General features: G+C 45.4%; 13 protein-coding genes. 3 read left to right on the top strand and 10 right to left on the bottom strand.

The features are described 5' to 3' along the window. Positions 1-349: 349 nt before the first annotated feature. From AACV78_RS19505 to AACV78_RS19480, 6 genes are all read right to left on the bottom strand, one after another. Positions 350-1948 (bottom strand): calcium-binding protein, encoded by a 1599-nt coding sequence (locus AACV78_RS19505; protein WP_194011014.1) that lies wholly within the window; start codon positions 1946-1948, stop codon positions 350-352. A gap of 137 nt (positions 1949-2085) precedes the next feature. Continuing rightward, positions 2086-4293, bottom strand: a complete 2208-nt coding sequence (locus AACV78_RS19500) for a DUF4347 domain-containing protein (protein WP_194074263.1) — start codon at positions 4291-4293, stop codon at positions 2086-2088. Positions 4294-4477: 184 nt separating this feature from the next. Then, a complete protein-coding gene (locus AACV78_RS19495; RefSeq protein WP_228041969.1) occupies positions 4478-4894 on the bottom strand; it encodes a hypothetical protein in 417 nt (138 codons plus the stop codon). Positions 4895-5423: 529 nt separating this feature from the next. After that, positions 5424-6614, bottom strand: a complete 1191-nt coding sequence (locus AACV78_RS19490; RefSeq protein WP_194011016.1) for an RNA polymerase sigma factor — start codon at positions 6612-6614, stop codon at positions 5424-5426. Positions 6615-6941: 327 nt separating this feature from the next. Next, positions 6942-7718: a DUF1350 family protein gene (locus AACV78_RS19485; protein ID WP_194011022.1), complete on the bottom strand. Its 777-nt coding sequence runs from the start codon at positions 7716-7718 to the stop codon at positions 6942-6944. 249 nt (positions 7719-7967) lie between these two features. Next, positions 7968-8999, bottom strand: a complete 1032-nt coding sequence (locus AACV78_RS19480) for a glycosyltransferase family 2 protein (RefSeq protein ID WP_228041968.1) — start codon at positions 8997-8999, stop codon at positions 7968-7970. An 848-nt stretch (positions 9000-9847) separates the two neighbouring features. Between AACV78_RS19480 and ggt the strand changes: the two genes are divergently transcribed. Beyond that, entirely contained in the window at positions 9848-11575 is a 1728-nt protein-coding gene (ggt, locus tag AACV78_RS19475) for a gamma-glutamyltransferase (protein ID WP_194011017.1), read from the top strand. A gap of 406 nt (positions 11576-11981) precedes the next feature. Beyond that, entirely contained in the window at positions 11982-12839 is an 858-nt protein-coding gene (locus AACV78_RS19470) for a choice-of-anchor L family PEP-CTERM protein (RefSeq protein WP_194012675.1), read from the top strand. A 227-nt stretch (positions 12840-13066) separates the two neighbouring features. Here the strand turns inward: AACV78_RS19470 and AACV78_RS19465 are convergent, their stop codons facing one another. From AACV78_RS19465 to AACV78_RS19450, 4 genes are all read right to left on the bottom strand, one after another. Then, positions 13067-14179 (bottom strand): pentapeptide repeat-containing protein, encoded by a 1113-nt coding sequence (locus AACV78_RS19465; protein WP_194012674.1) that lies wholly within the window; start codon positions 14177-14179, stop codon positions 13067-13069. Between the two features lie 108 nt (positions 14180-14287). Then, positions 14288-15136 (bottom strand): alpha/beta fold hydrolase, encoded by an 849-nt coding sequence (locus AACV78_RS19460; RefSeq protein ID WP_194012673.1) that lies wholly within the window; start codon positions 15134-15136, stop codon positions 14288-14290. 490 nt (positions 15137-15626) lie between these two features. Further along, positions 15627-16352: a DUF3120 domain-containing protein gene (locus AACV78_RS19455; protein WP_194012672.1), complete on the bottom strand. Its 726-nt coding sequence runs from the start codon at positions 16350-16352 to the stop codon at positions 15627-15629. Further along, positions 16345-16950, bottom strand: a complete 606-nt coding sequence (locus tag AACV78_RS19450; protein WP_194012671.1) for a hypothetical protein — start codon at positions 16948-16950, stop codon at positions 16345-16347. The genes AACV78_RS19455 and AACV78_RS19450 overlap by 8 nt, the downstream gene beginning before the upstream one ends. A 338-nt stretch (positions 16951-17288) precedes the next feature. Here AACV78_RS19450 and AACV78_RS19445 point away from each other — a divergent pair, with 338 nt between their 5' ends. Next, positions 17289-18482 carry a ferrochelatase gene (locus AACV78_RS19445; RefSeq protein ID WP_194012670.1) on the top strand — a complete coding sequence of 398 codons (1194 nt, stop codon included), beginning with the start codon at positions 17289-17291 and terminating at the stop codon, positions 18480-18482. Positions 18483-18707 lie beyond the last annotated feature (225 nt).

Genomic DNA, 18707 nt, shown 5'->3' with positions numbered 1-18707 from the left:
TTAAATATATCATTTAATACGGTAATTAAACCCTGAAATCCTGATGATTTAATAACAATTAAATCTCTGGCTTTAATACTTTATACATTAATAAGATTCTGTTAACAAAAATTGTAGCGAAAATGTTGGGCGGAGTGAAACGGAGGGTTCGTTTCTCAACCCAACCTAAGCATGACTGAACTATTTTGTAAGGTGCGTCGCTCAAAGATTGTGGATATTATTTAAGATTTTTGATGGCGACGCACCTACAGATACTGTTGCATGACTTTTTAGAATTCATATAATTATAAAATTAAAATCACAGGTGCGCTAACGGAAGTTAACGCACCTGAGAATTTCAGAGTTGAGACTATGTGACATCAATCGGGCTACCGCTAAAATCAGCCGCCCCAATTAAGGAGGAATTCGTGTTAATTAAAGAAGCGAGGGTTTCTCCGGTTGATGCAATTTTAATTAAGGTGGAAGTGCCACTTTGGGCAATCTGTAAAGCGCCGAAAGTTAAACCTCCATCTAATTTAATTATGTCTATGCCATCTTGGAAATTGTAGATGGAATCCAGACCCATTCCCGATGCCAGGACAAAGGTATCAATCCCTGCATCACCGTAAAGCCGATCGCTCCCTGCACCGCCATTGAGGATATCATTTCCATCACCCCCATAGAGAATGTCATCACCGTCACCACCGAGGAGTTCGTCGTTACCGGCATCACCGTAAAGGCGATCGCTCCCTGCACCGCCATTGAGGATATCATTTCCATCACCCCCATAGAGAATGTCATCACCCGCATCGCCGAGGAGTTCGTCATTACCCGCATCACCGTAAAGGCGATCGCTGCCCTTGCCTCCCCGCAACAAATCGTTATCATTGCCACCGTAGACAATATCGTCGCCGTCACGACCATTGATGGTATCGTTTCCAGCATCACCGTAAAGGCGATCGCTACCTGCTAAACCGTCGATTTGGTCATCAGCCGCAGTACCCCGCAGAATGTCGTTATTGGGTGTACCGGAGATCGTCTTGTCGATCGTCTCATCGATATCATTAATATTAACCGTCAACGGCTTCTCATAAGTCAGTCCTGTGGAATCAGTAGTCCGAACCCGGATACTGTAACTGGACTTAGTTTCAAAGTCGGGGGAAGCATTGATTTGCAGTTGGTTGCTGACAATAGAGAAAGCACTATTATCGGTATCTCCCGTGCCTGCCACTAAACTGTAAGTAAAGGTATCACCTGTGTTGGCATCAGTGCTACTGAAATTTCCGACAGTGCTGTTAGCTGCAACATTTTCATTAATGCTGCTAGTGCTGAGGCTGAGGTTGGTGGGGGCAATATTAGGGGTGAGTGAAAAATCATCGATGGCTAGACCATCATCTGCACCACTAGCATCAAAATCTTGCCAGCGCAAATAGAATGTTTGGCCATTGGCAATATTAAGTCCAGAGATTGTTCCTGTAAGGTTGGTACGGTTGGCTGCGGCATTGCCGTCCAGAGATCGGACTGACCCAGTGGTCACCAAGGAACTAAAGTCCAGGGAATCAAAATCTGTCCAATTCCCAGTTGGTACAGAAGTTGCATCCAAACTGTATTGAAAATCCAACCGATCCGTTCGATTTGCATTACCTAATCGCCATTGTTCGCCAAAATAATTTAGGCTTAATGAAGCAATTGTACTTCCTGTATTGTTAGTAAAACCGACTCCAAATGTGGGTGTTAGGGCATTACTTCGTAACCCACCCAAGGATCTTTCGGTATTAATTCCCGTTCCATAGCTGTAGGTATTTCCTGTACCTGATGTTCCATCATTAATACCATAGGTTGTATTGGCACTGAGTCCAGATTCCAAAAACTCCCACCCCGTGGGCATACTATTGCTAGTAGAACCGCTATTCGCTAAGGTGTTAAAGTTTTGAGTATAAGTAGTTGCAGTTAAATTAATTGCTGGCATTTTTTTATCCTATATAATAATAGGAATTGATAGTTTTTTCAAGAAATGGTTTACCCTCCTGTGCAGCGATTGCTGGGTGCAGTGGCGCTTTCTTCTACTAAATCGAGGGTAAAGCCATCGGTTCAGAATTGATACAATTAACTATCCACAGGCACACCAGAAACAAAATCAGCCGCCCCAATTAACCCTGAATTTATATTCTGTAAAGAAGCGAGGGGGACTCCCGTCGCTAATACTTTAATTAGGGTATTAGTGCCACTTGAGACAATGTTTAAATCGCCGAAAGTTAAACCTCCATCTAATTTCATTATGTCTATGCCATCTTGGAAATTGTAGATGGAATCCAGACCCATTCCCGATGCCAGGACAAAGGTATCAATCCCTGCATCACCGTAAAGCCGATCGCTCCCTGCACCGCCATTGAGGATATCATTTCCATCACCCCCATAGAGAATGTCATCACCGTCACCACCGAGGAGTTCGTCATTACCCGCATCACCGTAAAGCCGATCGCTACCATTACCACCCCGCAACAAATCGTTATCATTGCCACCGTAGGCAATATCGTCGCCGTCGCCGCCATTGATGGTATCGTTTCCGGCATCACCGTAAAGGCGATCGCTACCTGCTAAACCGTCTATTTTGTCACCAGCCGCAGTACCGCGCAGAATGTCGTTATTGGGTGTACCGGAGATCGTCTTGTCGATCGTCTCATCGATATCATTAATGTTGACCACCAAGTCCTTCTCGTAAGGCAGTTTTCCAGCATCGGTAGTACGAACACGGATACTGTAACTGGACTTCGTTTCATAGTCGGGGGAAGCCGTGATTTTCAGTTGGTCGCCGTCAATGATAAAGGCATTGTTATCTTTGTAGCCTTCTACCAAGCTGTAAGTAAATTTATCGCCCTCATCGGGGTCGGTGGTGCTGAAAGTTCCAACAGGGGTGTTAGGGAGTACGTTTTCAGGGATGCTGGTCTTGTCGAGACTGATATCGGTAGGAGCGCTATTAGAAGGAACATTTAACCAAACTTGATTCATGTACCAACGCTTAACAGTAACAGCATCGAGGCGTCCATCTCCATTTACATCCCCTAAACTTACACCATTAGACACCGATCCCAATGAATTTTCTAGGGAGAAAGTACCATCACCTTTTCCTAACCAAACTTGATCTCTTTCCTCACCACCAACAGTAACAGCATCGAGGCGTCCATCTCCATTTACATCCCCTAAACTTACACCCTGAGACCGATCTCCAAATGGATTTCCTGGGGAGAAAGTACCATCACCTTTTCCTAACCAAACTTGATTCCCCTCACCACCAACAGTAAAAGCATCGAGGAATTTATCTCCATTTACATCCCCTAAACTTACACCCTGAGACCCCGATTCCAATGGATTTCCTGGGGAGAAAGTACCATCACCTTTTCCTAACCAAACTCGATCCCCCCACCCACCAGCAGTAACAGCATCAAGGACTCCATCTCCATTTACATCCCCTAAACTTACACCCTGAGACGCATATCCAAATGGATTTCCTGGGGAGAAAGTACCATCACCTTTTCCTAACCAAACTTGATTCCCCTCCCAACCAACAGTAACAGCATCGAGGCGTCCATCTCCATTTACATCCCCTAAACTTACACCCAGAGACCTAGATTCAAAGGAATTTCCTCGGGAGAAAGTACCATCAACTTGTCTTAACCAAACTTGATCTCTTTCCTGACCACCAACAGTAACAGCATCGAGGCGTCCATCTCCATTTACATCCCCTAAACTTACACCATTAGACGGATCTCCAAAGGTTTCTCCTGGAACAAAGGACACCAAAATTCCCGGATAGTTCTCTAGTGCTGCTGCTTTAAAGGCTAAGGTAGCAACTGCTTTATTTGTTGTTACCTCTAACTCCCAGTTTCCACCCTTGGCAGCACTCCCTGTCAGAGTCTTAGAAGCGCCAATTTCTGCCCCCGTCAGAGTGTGTAACTTAGTAATAAATTCTTCTCCTGCATCTCCGGCTGCAACGTTGCAACCATAGAGGACGAGGTTAGCAACATCCCACTGTTGCAGTTGCGGGGCGTAGTGGATTAGGGTATCTAAACTTAGTTGGCTATTTCCCAAATACAAGCAACCTGGGGAACCGTGAGAAATAATATGAACTGTATCGATATTCTGACGGTGTTGTAAAACCAGGCTAATTTGTTCGATGCCATCGGCCGTCCCATCTAGGACAAAGACTTCAGTAGTGGGAATGACACCCTCAATGAGCAGCTCGGCGTTTTCGACTCCGGCATCGATAAAAACAATTGAGGTGGCTGGATAGAGAGTTTTTGAAGTATTTAGCATGGGTTTCATCTGGGGAATGTCCTGTTATTCATCAGAAGGTATTGCGGATAAAAGCACCCTATTAATAAGGATCTCGGCTGACTAACTGGCTGGAGGGTCGCTGAGATCCCGATCTGATATTTGAACGCACATAAAATTGATTGATGGGCGAGGTTAGCTAGCTAGCTAACCTTTCACAACCGTTCTAGGGAGTGGGAGACTTAACAACAGCATTGCCAGTACCGGTACCAAGCTGCACGGTGACAGTTCCAGCACTAAAGGTATTGATTTGTCCGACAGTTTTTCCGGCGTCAGCAACGGGCGTAACGTCGAAACCAGTCGGATTGCCGACAGTCTGAAAAGCCTGTATCCCTGCACTACCCAGAGCCCAAGCTGAGTTCTGTAAAGCATTGCCCACTCCAGCAGCATTGTAGTTGAAAGCAGCAGCAGAAGCGTTTTCTTTACCGACAGCAGCCGAGACAGCGACACCTGTAACCAGACTGTTGTTAACGGTGAAAGCCGCGGAACCTGCTATACCACCTTCACCGGCACGGGCTACGGTAGCGAAACCAAAAGCATTGAGAATAACGAGACCACTAACGAAAGCAATACGACGAATCATAATTTTTCAACTCCAGGGTTGGTTTTTTTTCTTCTATTAGTTAGACGTTTCCCGAAGGCGATTTGTGAATAATTCAGTCTTTAGATAGATAACATCTATACCCTTTGGGGGATGACGGGGTTCGAGGGAGGATTTGACCAATTCCTGCTACGCAGTCGATCTCTTCCTGAAAATCTAGATTGACGAAACAAAGGATGCCGAATTTTTTCCATGCCAAATTTCGCCTAGGGCCATATCGCGCCCAGCGCCAGTCAATCGATTTTAGATTTTAGATTTTAGATTTTAGATTTACCCCACAGATAAATCTGGGAGCTTGAACTAGGGTCTAAAATTTTTATTTTTCCACGACAGGAGTACGTGGCACGGTATCCGTTTTTGGGCTGGGTCATAGAGAAAGCGGGAATATAGGGGATTGCAGCTCGCGCCAGCATTAATGCCACCTGCACGCCAATAGCTTTTGGCTTCCCAAGACTCAGAAAGCAATCGGCTGTAAAAACTGATTTAAAGCGATTTTCTGCCTGCCTATTTTTCAGATGGAAGAAAGCAAGCCACCGCCACTGTCTGCCCACATCCTCCTGTACAGTAGAAAAGGCGATACACAAGACGCACCGTTGCGCGATATGCCTCGGGCACCCTGGCGCGATCGCATTTGGCGCGATCGCATTTCGGGCAAGTATGGGTTTTCTGGCGTTGAGAAACTGGGAATACAGCGGATTGCACTCGCTGGTAGTACAACAGCTTGGCGTGGGGGCACCATTAATGCTGCCCCCACAGCAAGAGCTTTTTGGCTTTCCCAAGACTCAGAAAGCAATCGGCTGTTGGCGTTAGGCGCGATCGCTTTTTCGCTGTCATTCCCCAGACTATTTGCCAATATCTGCAGGGGCGAATAATCTTTCGCGCCTAGATGCAAAACACACGCCGCCGCTTGTGGAACTCCGTCACCAGCAACAATTTCTATTTCTCCTATCTCCCCATCAGATTGAGCATTCACTAAAACCGGCTCTTGAACTCCGTCACCAAGAATTTCTCTTGTTTCTATCTCCTCTTTAACAATTTTTTTTTCAACAATATTCTGAGACTTTTTCCCTTTTGCAGACTGAGGAGAAACCCTCGACTTAGGATTAGAAAAATCAGAGTCAGTCCCATCTTCCCCGAAATTTTCATTGAACCGCTGGCGCAAAATTCCCCGCGCCTGGGAAATCCGCTTGCGGACGTTATCGTAGGATATACCAAGCTGTTCGGCAATATCTTGATAAGATAGCCCTGATTCAAAATGGAGAATAAAAGTCTCGCGCAATCTATCTGGCAACTCATCTATTGCGGCGCTAAAAAATAATTCGAGTTCGCGCTCCATAGCAGCGCGAACTGGTGTTTCTTCTTGGCTAATTAATTCGGTTTCGTTTCCTAGAGCAATGGTGTCTAAACTGTCAACTCCTACTGCACTTCTGTTGCGCTCTCGATGGATATCGGCGCACAGGTTATAAGTCAGTTTGGTTAACCAAGCCTTGAAGTTTTTGATATCACCTTTACCATCTCTTGCTTTCTCCCAAGCTTTGAGCATCGCCCGACTGAGGGCATCTTCGGCATCGGTTGGATTTCCCATCCACTTGCGACAGCAACGGTAAAGGTAATCTTGATTATCTTGCCACAATTTCCAAAAAGCTGAATCTATATCTGGAGTGCATGAGCAAGGGATTGGTGCAGAACTACAACTTAACATCTGTGGAGCCTGAAACTCTAGGTGGACAAACAACTTGCGATTAATTTAGGCGGTAATTTACCTAGTCTCAGATGCACCTATCGCTATGTTGACTCACCACTCAGGCTGAAGTAAAGTCGGAAAAGTCGGATCTTTAAAGTCGGAAAAGTCGGAAAAGTAGGATCTTTTTCGCTACCAGTGCACAGATCAAACATCCCTCCGGCAGTGTTAGGACTTACGCAAAGGGATTTTTAACGCTATTGGTAGCGGCAATAGGAAACCCAAGCACTACAGATAGAGTTTATTGGTAATTTATAAATTTAATTTCACGCAGCTAAAATCGGAACTTTAAGATTTAAAATCCTTTGACAAAGGATTAAGCCACAGCAGAATTGTCCGTTTTAATTGATTTAATTCCCGATACACTTCTTGTTTGACCCATTGTCCGATCGCGTCGAAGGGTGTAAAAATTTGACCCACAGGCCAGCTAACATCTTGACCCAAGGGCGTTTGATGGTTGCCGGCGAGGGTTTGAACTGTAATCATGTCGGGAAATCTGGGTTTGAGCAGATTTGTTAACAGCAGGGTTTGGTCGATGTTGTCGCCGTTAAATTTGACTAAAAGATTGCGCCGGATTTGATAGCTATCTTGGACGAGGCGATTGGTGTCTTGCGGGGAAGGGGTAAACTCTACTTTAAAGACGGGGGAAATTTGCTCGACGATGGGAATGGCTTCGGAGGCTGCATAATTGTTGAAAGAAATCAGAATATTGCCGGCCCTTTCTACATCAAACACGGAACCGATCAGCAAGTGCAGTTTGCATCCCATGCTGTGCCCTATCCCGTAGATGGGGAGATAGGACGATTTGAGCAATTTAGTGGCCCGCAGGCGATCGAGGGCATTTTCAAATTTGTTGAGGACATCGCGGGCGATCGCAATATGATCCAAAGTATTGACAAACGGCGTTGCTACTACAACATATCCCTGATTTCCCAAAGCCTCTAACAGCCAGCGATAGGTTAGTTGCGGCGCACTCGCCACAAATGCACCGCCGAGAAAGTGCACGATCGCGATCGGTTTAGAAGGAATTAATACCCAGTTGCCGGAAACTTCTTGCCAGTCCATAAATTTCATCAAGTTTAAACTAAAAAGGCGATCGTCCTCTGAAAAGCAGAAAGTACAAAACAGAATTTTTTCTAAATCTTTGCTTTTAACTTTCTGCCTAAAAAAGGGGTTTGATATCATGTCCGGTCTACGATCGTAACAAAAAAAAAGGTTCGTAGTGCGGACGACCGTCTGCAGAATCAAAGCGGACTCGCATTAGGCCGGCGCGAACCAATCTTATTGCGGTCAATTGACCGGACACAATCTCCTCTAGGATTTCCCGCCGATTTGGGACGATTGCTGAGAGTTCAATTCTACCGAATCACTTGTGTCTTCTACAGTTAAATCGCCCAACGGATCGTGAGCCTTTATCCATTTCCATTTGTTCACAGCACCTTTCGGAGACAACACTGTGGTAGCAATGCCGTACATTAGAGTCTGCAACACTTCCCGATTTAACCAGCTTTGTCCCAGCTTTCTCATGTAGTGCAGTGCTAAAAGTTCTCGAAATTTGTTAAATTTTTTCAACCGTGGCAAATTATCAAAACATACCTGTTCGTACTCGTTGAGCGATAACTCTTGTTCTCCCCGCAAGCGTCGCAGTTGGTTTTCCTTGACACAATCAGCAGCTATGCGCTTTTTCAGCCAGTGTTTGTCTGTCAGAGAGTTCCCTCTAATTCGATAATTTCCTAAAGGTGTCTTGGTTGCTAACAAGCCGTGCTTTTGAGCAATTTTGGTAAATAATTCTGTATCTTCTCCTACCTGCCAATCTTCTGCAAAGCCACCTTCTTGGAGTAGAATAGAGCGATCGACTACCACAGAAGACGGAAAAACCCAAGGACTTTCACCTGTCTCCTTAATCGCCTGCATTTCTGCTTTAGTTGTAGGATAGGTGGCAATATAGCCCAACTTGTTGCCGTGCTTGTCTAAATATCGCAAAGCATGAGCCACAGCTTTGACTTCGGGATTGTCTTCGAGCATTTTTAAACAAACTTCTAGCTTGTTTGCTTCCCAGGTATCGTCGCTGTCGAGAAACGCTACATACTTGCCCGTTGCTCGATGTATCATTAAATTTCTAGCCTTAGAAACCCCGTAATTTTCGGAATTTTGGAAAAATTGAATTCTCGAATCTTGTTCTGCCAGTTTAGCAGCAATTTGGGCAGTAGCGTCAGTAGAGAAGTCATCAATAATTAAAATTTCTAAATGCTTGTGAGTACCGTTGACTGCGGAAACAACTGTTTCGGTTAGAGTGTCTGCTGCATTAAATGCAGGAATAATTATACTGACTTTTTCGTTGTTCATAAACTTAATTAGCTAGAGTTTGGTAGTTATTTTCTTAAGTATGGTTTTCGCAACTTAGGAATGAAGATTCCATGAAAATACTTAGAAAGTAGGAGTTTTATACGTAAACTGCAAATTGCAGGCTTTGAAAGCCAGGAAGTGCGATCGAGTGCGATTTCCAAGGCTTTATTTGAGCTGTTGACTTTCCAGCCAGACTGTTGTTATAGTTTCGATCGTTCCAGCTTCTTTCCACCGCCTCGCGTTTAGGGAGGCACAGAAATAGGATGCTATTAGGAGTATCTGTGTTTTACTTTAACGCTCGTAAGTCTTAAAAAAATGCTTTTTTAAAGTCGGAAATGCTCCCATGCTATTTTTGTGCTATCGTATTTTGTACGCACTGTTAACAAGACTCTAGTTCCACCATTATATAACCTTGTTAATTCTTTTAGATTAAATTCATTGAATTAACTTTTGATATCATAATAGTCGGGACAGCTTTTAATCGCCAACGGTAGAATTATTGTTATTGCCCGTTTCTGGTGAAACCCTCACGCGCGCGATACCGCTCTCAGTCAGGGAATTTATTCTAAGAGCGGTATCGCGGTGAGGGTTTTTAGGAGATTTAGGTAACGACAATCGGCATAATTAGGGTGGGATATTCTCCATTCTGTGAAATATTAACGGTAGAATGCGGGTTTTGGTCGCCCCATCAAAAAGTGTCGGGAGTATTGTAATTAAACTATTGGACTAATTGAAATAGTAACTTTGTAGCTATTAATTATTGTATTTTAATTGAGATTTAATCTATATCTTTAGGATGATGTTATTCAAATTATGCTGTAAAATCAACTGAAGAATGGGGGGGGCGAATGTTTTTTAAGTTAAGCGGTAAAGTGCGAATTTATACTTGTTTCCTAACGGTTTTGCTGTTCGGCGGTTGCCAGCAGCAACTACAGCCAAAGTTGCAGCAGCGCAGCAAACAGGGTATGGCTGTTTCGGCTCACCCTCTGGCGAGTGCTGCGGGGTTGAGGGTGTTGCAAGAGGGAGGCAATGCGGTGGATGCGGCGGCTGCTACGGCTTTGGCGATTTCGGTGGTGGAACCTTTTTCGGCGGGTATCGGGGGCGGGGGTTTTTTGCTGCTGCGGCGGGCAGAAACGGGGACTGTGCAAGCGCTGGATTTCCGGGAACGAGCTCCGAAACGGGCGGGGCGGGATATGTACCTCGACAAGCAAGGCAAGGTGCGCCCTAGGGCGAGTCGGGACGGGCATTTGGCTGCGGGTATTCCGGGTACGGTGGCTGGACTTTATACGGTGCACCGCGAGTACGGGAAGTTGCCTTGGGCGCGGGTGGTGGCTCCGGCGATCGCCCTTGCGGAAAATGGCTTTCCGGTGAGTTCGCGCTTCACAAAGGCTGTTGGGGGGCGAGTGGATGCGATCGAAAAAAACCGGGCGGCACGGGATGTTTTTACTCGCGGCGGCATTTTATACCAACCGGGAGAACTTTTGGTGCAGCGGGATTTGGCGCGGACTTTGCGGCAAATTTCTCAAAACCCGCAAAGTTTTTATCGCGGGGATATTGCGCGGGCGATCGCCAGCGACATGGCTAAAAACGGCGGCATCATGACTCTCGAAGATTTGAAAAACTATACGCCGATTTGGCGCAATCCGGTTTGCGGTAACTTTCGCGCTTACCAAATTTGTGCGATGTCGCCTCCTTCTTCCGGCGGCGTTCATTTGTTGCAAATCTTAAATATCCTCGGAGATACCGATCTCAAAAGGTTGGGGAGGAAAAGTCCAGATACGCTACATTTACTGGCGGAGTCGATGCGAATTGCTTATGCTGACAGGGCTGAGTATTTGGGCGATCCGGATTTTGTCAGCGTACCGGTTAAAGCTTTGACTAGCAAGAATTATGGCAAATTTCGCCGATCGCAAATCGACATGACAACAGCCAAACCCTCGACGGAGGTAAAAGCTGTTGATGCTAAAACTTTGAGCCGTTTTGTGCGCGAGTCGCCGGAAACTACTCACCTGACGGTAGTTGACTCGGATCGGAATGTGGTGAGTTTGACGTTTACGGTGAATGGCGGTTTTGGGGCTGCGGTGGTGGCGGCGGGTACGGGAATTTTGCTCAACAACGAGATGGACGATTTTGCCGCTGCGCCGGGAGTGCCGAATTTGTCGTCTGGTTTGGTGGGCGGTGAGGCAAATTCGATCGCCCCTGGAAAAACTCCTTTATCCAGCATGACACCGGTGATTGTCACAGAAAATGGCAAATTTCGCCTCGCTGCCGGTGCCCCCGGAGGTAGCACGATTATCACCACGGTTTTGCAAATTGTGCTGAACGTGTTGGTTTACGATATGAATGTCGGCGAGGCTGTATCTGCACCGAGAATTCACCACCAGTGGCTGCCCGATCGCCTGATGGTGGAACGCGGAGGTTTTGATGCTGCGACGCTATCGGAGTTGCGCCGCCGGGGACACCAGATTGTGGAACGTGACGGCTGGGGAAATGCTAATGCGATCGTCCTTACGCCTGATGGTTGGTTGGAAGGGGCTGCCGATCCGCGCGGGGAAGGAGAAGCAAAAGGGTTTTAGTCATCCACGATCTGTCATTAGTAATTGTGGCGATCGCCAACCGTATAAAAACTCGTTTTAATTGGTATCCAGTGTGTAAGTCTAGACATTATTCGTTTGTCTGCGTGTATTTCGGACTCAATATTTTTGCACTGATACCATTTTTCTGACCTATGTGCTATAGATGAAGTCTTAGCCCCCCCGCGAGTTCGGGGGGGTTGGGGGGGTAATATCTAGCACTACTTTATTCCATTGGTATGAGGTTTATTGACTGACTAACCACCAAAAAATATCCATATAATTTTCCACAAAAACCGTAAATATACGGAGATGTGAAGTCATTGTAAAGGCCCTAGACATTGATACTTATATAATGTGAAAATGAAGTTACGTAATGAATCAGCTTAACAATTATCACACAAAAACTATGATAAATCTTAACAAACTGGCTACATTAACTGCTGCTCTGAGCTTGTTGGCCGCCCCAGCAATGGCATTTTCGGTAGGAGCAACTAACAACACTGAGACTTTGAAAAACAAATTATTGGGAAATAATACAGCCGGACTGAGTGATTTTTCAGTTTCAATTAGCGGGAATTCTGCTGCTTTTGGTACTTTTATGAATGACCCCTTTGGTTTGACATCAGGTGTTGTTCTCAGCACCGGTAAAGTCACAAATATACCGGGTCAGAATCAGAAAGATAACGTAATCACCAACAGCAGCGATTTAAACACGGACTTTGGGCCAAAGGGCGAAGAGGGAGATTTGACTCAGCTCAACCTCAGTTTTTTTGCTAATAGCACTGTTGAAAAGTTGGTTTTTCAATATGTATTTGCTTCTGAGGAGTTTCCTGAGTTTGGCGGCTCTGAATTTAATGACGATTTTGAACTGCTGCTAAACGGCACTAATTTAGCCAAATTGAGCGACGGGCAAATAGTGACAATTAATAATCTTGTTCCCGATCCGTATAATCGCTCTCAAGATCACCCAGACTATATTGACAACCCAAGTTTGACAGGTGTTGCTGCTAATATTGTTAGGCTGGATGGTTTTACTAAAGTTTTAGGTTTTGAGGGTTTGCTCAAGCAAAATCAGACGAATGTTTTGAGTATCCGCATTAAAGATGTGGGTGACGGTAATTTAGATTCTGCTGTATTTATTAAAGGCGGTTCTGTGGGGACGGTTCCAGCGCAGCCAGTTCCCGAACCGATGACTGTGGCGGGTTTGATGGCGGGAGGCGCGATGCTGGCGGCTGGACGAAAGTTGCGCGGGCGGAAGAATTAGTATTAAATTCGATCGACCTCGATGGAGCCAGTAACGGGGTTTTATCTGATGTCCGGTGGATTGACTGCGATAAGTAAATATCGCTTAGTTGCGTACTAAAGTCCGCAATTTAAGAACGGACTGAAGTCCGCGCTACTAACTCATTTTATTGCTGTTGTTCTAAGGAGCATAATATAAGTTTGGAGCGGAAATTTGCTAAAATTAAGATTTTTGCAAAACTCAATCATTCAGCTATGAACACTACCGTCGGGTAATATTGCACCTGTTAATCTAGCTCCCGTAAGTTTGACCATTACCCGATCGCCATAACCGATTTTAGCACCCGTTAAATCCGCACCGCTCAAGTCTGCACCGCTCAAATCTGCTCCGATTAAATTAGTTTCTCTCAAATTAGCATTGATCAAACAAGCCCCTAACAAGTTTGCTCTAAACAAGTTAGCTTTTTGCAAATTCGCACCTGTAAGGTTGATATTGTGCAGAAAAGTATCGCTTAAGTCAGCTTCGCTCAGGTTTGCATTGCTCAAGTTTCTCCCTGAAAAATCTTTTTCTTTCAAGGAAGCTCCTTTAAAGTTAGAACCGCTCAAATCGGGAGCTTGCGGCGCAGCAGGGCGGTAAGGTTGAGATGGCTGTGGCGGTGGCGATTGGTAGCGGGAAGCCTCAGAATAGGGCCCTGTAGGATTGGGAGCATATTTTTCAGCATATTTTTCAGCATAATTGCCAGCATAATTTCCTGAAGAGGGTTCGGGATAGTAGCGGGATTCTTTTGGCTTTGCTTGTGACGGCTGAGTATTTTGTGGCTGAGTGTTTTGATACTGAGTGTTTTGATACTGAGTGTTTTGTTGCTGAGTATTTCTGTACTGAGTGTTTTGATACTGAGTGTTTTGTTGCTGGGTGTTTTGTTGCTGGGTGCTTTGTTGCTGAGTTTGTTTTCGCTGGGTGTTTTGTTGCTGAGCTTGTTTTTGCTGGGTGTATTGCTGCTGGGTATTTTGTTGCTGAGTTTGTTTTTGCTGGGTGTATGGCTGCTGGGTGTATGGCTGCTGGGTGTATTGCTGCTGAGTTTGTTTGTATTGGGTATTTTGTTGCTGAGGTTGTTTGTACTGAGTATTTTTGTGCTGAGCGTTCTGATTCTGACCTCTTACCTGAATCGATCGCAATTGTTCGCGAGCTTGATTAATTTGCTTAATCTTTTCTTCCGCTTTCTGCAATAATCTGGGATTGTCTTTGGGGATGCGATCTGGATGCCAAATGAACGCTAAATCCTTGTAGGCTTGCGTAATTTCTTCTCGGGAAGCTCCCGGCAGCAGATCCAGGACTTTATAGTATTGGTCGAGGTCGCTCATATTACCACCTTTCGCTTTAAGAAATTACGAATTAAAAATTAAGATCGGAATAAAGACAGCGTTAAAAGCTGGCTTTTCCGATCGTACATTAAACCAACAACAACTAAACTAAACCGCTGCAGGCAAAAAGTCTCGGATTCGCTGCAAATATGTTGCGGCATCCTCCAACATCGGAAAATGAGCCGTATTGGGAATTATAACAAATTCTACTTTTTTGCTGAGGGAGGCTGCTTGTTCTCCCATGACGGCGGGAATAATTTGATCGAATTCTCCGGCTACAAGCAGCGTGGGAACGCTCAACCGTGCGAATTCTTCGGGCATTTCCTCGGCAGCTCTTTTGCTGACGGCCGTCACCATTGTACCAATAGCAGCTTCTTCGTCTGCCATTAAAAAATCCTTGAGAAACGCCAGACTGACCTCTGTAGGGAGAGATTGGCGCAAAAACCGGGCCATAAAGATGCGATCGGCAAACGGGATAGAAGCCAGCCAAGACGGCCGAAATTTCACGACATAACCGCCGAATTTATGAAAAGTTGTAAAGGCTTTCTCGTCGTATTCAAAAATCCCGCTGCAAGTAAGAATTGCTTTTTCTACTTTTTCGGGATAAAGGTTGAGAAATAAAGTCGCAACCGATGCACCTGTAGAGTGAGCGTTGAGAAAGACGCGGGGTAAATTCAAAGCTTCTAATAATTCGGCTAAGTCGCGGGCGTAGGTTTCGAGTTCGTAGCTAGACTCAGGTGGTGATGGCGGCAAGGGCGATCGACCAAAACCTCTCATATCGTACAGCAAACAATCAAAATCATCAGCCATAGCCCGCGCCGTGCTTTCCCAGTAGCGCGCCGAGCCGGCCCAACCGTGGAGAAATACCATTACTGGTTTGCCGCTGGGTTGGGCGCTGTTGTCTGCGGTTATCCACTCGTAATAATGTTCTACACCGCCAATTGAAATGAAAGCCATGAGCTTAATTTTAGATTTTAGATTTTAGATTTTAGATTTTAACTCATCGTTCTGCCTGACAGGGCATATCCAGACGTTCTGCCGACCTTTTTGCCTGGTAGCGAGTAGTCCTACAAATCACTTAAAGATTGCTTTAGGAGCGATCGGGCGATCGCCTCTGAGGCGAGCATAACTCATATCATGCAAGCAGGAAAAGATTAAAAGAAAATTTACTGTCAAAAAAATCAATAAATTAGAAGCAGTTAGATTGGCTGGTGGACTGTAAAAATCAGCGGTTAATCGGGAATCCAAGCAATCCCGATCAAACTGTGACTTAGATCGAGCGAACAGTCAACATCGGTTTGTTGTGAATCGACCGGACACGATATCGATCCACCAACATCTGCGGTCAAAAATCCCCAAAAATCTCAAGTCAAAATTAATAGACAAACCAGACAAACGAACTATCAAAAAATCAGCGTCAATCCGCCCAAATCTGCGGTCAAAAATCTCAAACAGCAGAAGCAGCCAGCCAAAACAAACCATCTACCAAAAGCGTGCTCAAAACAGCACCGCTGAAGGCGCGCCAGTGCAATTGTGCGTCGCGCAAACTCAACAAACCCACGGTTAGCAATACAGCAATTAAAAGTAGAGCGCAGCCTATGCCCCAAGGAGTGTCAATTTGCCCGATCGCACTTTGAAAAATCGGCATAGCGAATTCCGGTTCTGCGTACATAACTTTCCGCCAGTAAGGCATCAACCCAGTCAAATAAAAATATAAATCAGTAATTGCAGTACCAAATAGCGAACCCAAGTAAAAATAGCTGCCAACTTTTCCCCAAGATTTGTTCAAGCACCAAATAGCAAAAGGCAACCCAATTGCTTCTATAGGTAGATGTAAAATAGGTTCCCATCTAAACCAGCCCCAATAGATGGAACCAGCCAGCCAACATCCGGCAAATCCTAATAATAAATCTCCCCAGAGTTGGGTTTTGGGGCGAAAAATTAGCACTAAACTGAGGACGAACCAGGGAATTGTGGAAAGCAAGCTGATGGTGGGATACAAGCGAACTAAGGGTGCTTGCACGAAGACGGGAATTGAGACTAAAAATGCTGAGGCACAAAATATTAGCCACTGTTTGATGCTGTTTTTTCTGTCTGAAGAAAGAGGATTTTCTAGACTAGAAACCGTGACAATAGGTGCGATCGCCGATGATACTAAATTAAAATTAAACAACTGATTGGACTCCGTACTGTTTCAATAGGTGGACTAAAAATTTTGCTGCAGTTGTGGGTGCGGCTGTCTCAGTGCCGGCGGCTGTGTGGCTGATGTGCCAGCCTTTGGCGGTTTGGGGATCTTGCCATAAATCTAAATGTGCGATCCTCTTTGAGGGCTTCGCTAACGCTGGATCTGCATAAAAGCTGTCTCCACCGCTGCCGAGAATGGCTGAACTCCAGTGCGTGAAGCGATCGTGGCTGAGCCTGTGGATGGGAAAATTGCCCCCTAGGGGTACTCCCCAGCCGTCTAGGGCAAAAAATGCCCCGACTTGGCCGCCTAGTTGCTGCCACATCCATGCGGCCCCGATCGCCCCGGCTACTCCTGCCGAAAAGCTCACAAATACTAAACTTTCTCCGGTCAACTCTTGACTGCATAAAAAGTGAAATATGTCAAGCGCTGAAAAAGGCGGGTGTTTATGAGCGGGAAAAATCTTGACAGGGTAAGATGTTTGGGTATTTTGCCGAAGATTGTCTGGTTCCCACACCTCCGAAAGTCCCGCTAGGAAGCGATCGGTTAGTTTTGGGTCGTGAACTCCCGGACAAATTACCAGTCTCATCTTGCTTCAATAATATTAATTATCAGCTTAACATAACTTTACTTAATTGTACACCCTAACTAATTATATGCTATCCAGGGGGATAGGATGTTAAACTAATAACAGAGTCGAGTTTGAAGAGTATCCCCCCACAATAAACGCTGGGAACGCTCCGAAACACCGAAACTGGAGGCAAGGTGAGGAAGTCTTAAGAAAACATAAAACTTAACGCTAGCCGAAACCCCTGGCGGACTACGGGATAATGGGGATATCCGGGCAGCCGAGAAACCAGATTTTTTTCGCAATTCTGGTTCATCCTTGCTGCGACTCTTAAAAAAATTCAAATTGAGGAATACAAAGTGGTTGCTTCTCCCGAAAAAATTGAGTTAAAAACATCTGCTGCACCCGCAAGTAACGATCGCGTTGCAGTCTTGCTGATGGGTTACGGCGAAGTCGAAAGCTACGACGATTTTGCCAACTACAACGAACAAGCTTTAAATTTACTTACCGCCAAATTCGCGCCGGTACCGACTTGGATTTATCCGCCGCTGGCGAAGATTTTAGCAATTTTTGACTTGCACGAGTGGAGTCACCAACACGGTCAATTTGTTTCGCCGCACAATGCTATTTTTGAACAGCAGCGCGCCGGAATTGAAAAGAATTTGCAGGAAAAATGGGGCGATAAAGTAAAAGTTTTCAAAGCTTTTAACTTTTGCGCGCCGTTTTTGCCGGAACAAGTAATTGCCGAAATTAAATCGGAAGGATTTGATAAAATCCTGATTTATCCGCTGTTGGTAGTTGATTCTATTTTCACTAGCGGCATTGCAGTGGAACAGGTGAATAATGCTTTAGTCAAAACCACTGATGGCGGCGAACATTGGGTAAAAGGACAGCGCTACATTCCTTCTTTTTACGATGAACCGGCTTACATTCAGCTAATGGCTGATATGGTGGAAGAGGAAATTAAGAACGATTTGGCTGTGGCGCATTTGCCTTCTCAGATTGGGATTGTGCTGATGAATCACGGTTGTCCGCACAAGGCGAAGGGTTTTACTTCGGGTATTGTGGAAAGTCAGGCTTTGTACGATCGCGTGCGGGAACGTTTGATGTATCGCTATCCTTTGATTTCGGTGGGTTGGCTGAACCATGACACGCCGCTGATTGAGTGGACTCAGCCGGATGCGACGTTGGCTGCGAAGAATTTGATTGATTTGGGTGCAACTGCGATCGTGTTTATGCCGATCGGATTTGCGACAGAAAATCACGAAACTTTGTTAGATGTTGACCATGTTATTGAGTCTTTGCAGAAACAGCGTCAAGGAGTAACTTACCGCAAATTGCCTTGCGTGAACGATCGTCCTGAGTTCTTGAAAATGGCGGCGGAGTGGGCAAATCCGCAGATTGAAGCGTTGTTGAGTGAGACTGCGGTTGCTGTTAATCCGAGTTTGGTTGCACGCGGCGAGCACAGTCATTCTCATGGAGATCGCGGCCATTCTCATGGCGGCCATTCTCACGGGCACGGACATTCTCACGATCACGGCCATTCTCATTAATTAGGATCTGAGAAACCGGGTTTTTGCGAGAATACTGCGTTGAAGACGACAGATTAAGTAAAAACCCGGTTTTTTTTTGTTTGAGTGGGTAAATCGAGATTGATTTAGGTGAAAAGGGCGATCGACCTTTGGTGTTTTTGGCTGAAAGGGCGATTTACTTGATTTATCAAATTTTGCTTGTCAAACGTCCGCTTAGTCGCTACACTGTAGATACGCTGTATATAC

The sequence above is a fragment of the Tychonema sp. LEGE 07196 genome, assembly GCF_963890365.1.
Taxonomy (GTDB): Bacteria; Cyanobacteriota; Cyanobacteriia; order Cyanobacteriales; family Microcoleaceae; genus Microcoleus.
Note: the sequence above shows the minus strand (reverse complement) of the source record. Positions and strands in the feature narration are given on the sequence as shown.

What these genes read in the sequence shown, in the direction of transcription:
- AACV78_RS19490 (WP_194011016.1), bottom strand. Translation starts at nt 6,614, where the DNA reads ATGTTAAGTTGTAGTTCTGCACCAATCCCTTGCTCATGCACTCCAGAT.
- AACV78_RS19450 (WP_194012671.1), bottom strand. Translation starts at nt 16,950, where the DNA reads ATGAGACTGGTAATTTGTCCGGGAGTTCACGACCCAAAACTAACCGAT.
- AACV78_RS19465 (WP_194012674.1), bottom strand. Translation starts at nt 14,179, where the DNA reads ATGAGCGACCTCGACCAATACTATAAAGTCCTGGATCTGCTGCCGGGA.
- AACV78_RS19500 (WP_194074263.1), bottom strand. Translation starts at nt 4,293, where the DNA reads ATGCTAAATACTTCAAAAACTCTCTATCCAGCCACCTCAATTGTTTTT.
- AACV78_RS19505 (WP_194011014.1), bottom strand. Translation starts at nt 1,948, where the DNA reads ATGCCAGCAATTAATTTAACTGCAACTACTTATACTCAAAACTTTAAC.
- ggt (WP_194011017.1), top strand. Translation starts at nt 9,848, where the DNA reads ATGTTTTTTAAGTTAAGCGGTAAAGTGCGAATTTATACTTGTTTCCTA.
- AACV78_RS19460 (WP_194012673.1), bottom strand. Translation starts at nt 15,136, where the DNA reads ATGGCTTTCATTTCAATTGGCGGTGTAGAACATTATTACGAGTGGATA.
- AACV78_RS19470 (WP_194012675.1), top strand. Translation starts at nt 11,982, where the DNA reads ATGATAAATCTTAACAAACTGGCTACATTAACTGCTGCTCTGAGCTTG.
- AACV78_RS19480 (WP_228041968.1), bottom strand. Translation starts at nt 8,999, where the DNA reads ATGAACAACGAAAAAGTCAGTATAATTATTCCTGCATTTAATGCAGCA.
- AACV78_RS19495 (WP_228041969.1), bottom strand. Translation starts at nt 4,894, where the DNA reads ATGATTCGTCGTATTGCTTTCGTTAGTGGTCTCGTTATTCTCAATGCT.
- AACV78_RS19485 (WP_194011022.1), bottom strand. Translation starts at nt 7,718, where the DNA reads ATGGACTGGCAAGAAGTTTCCGGCAACTGGGTATTAATTCCTTCTAAA.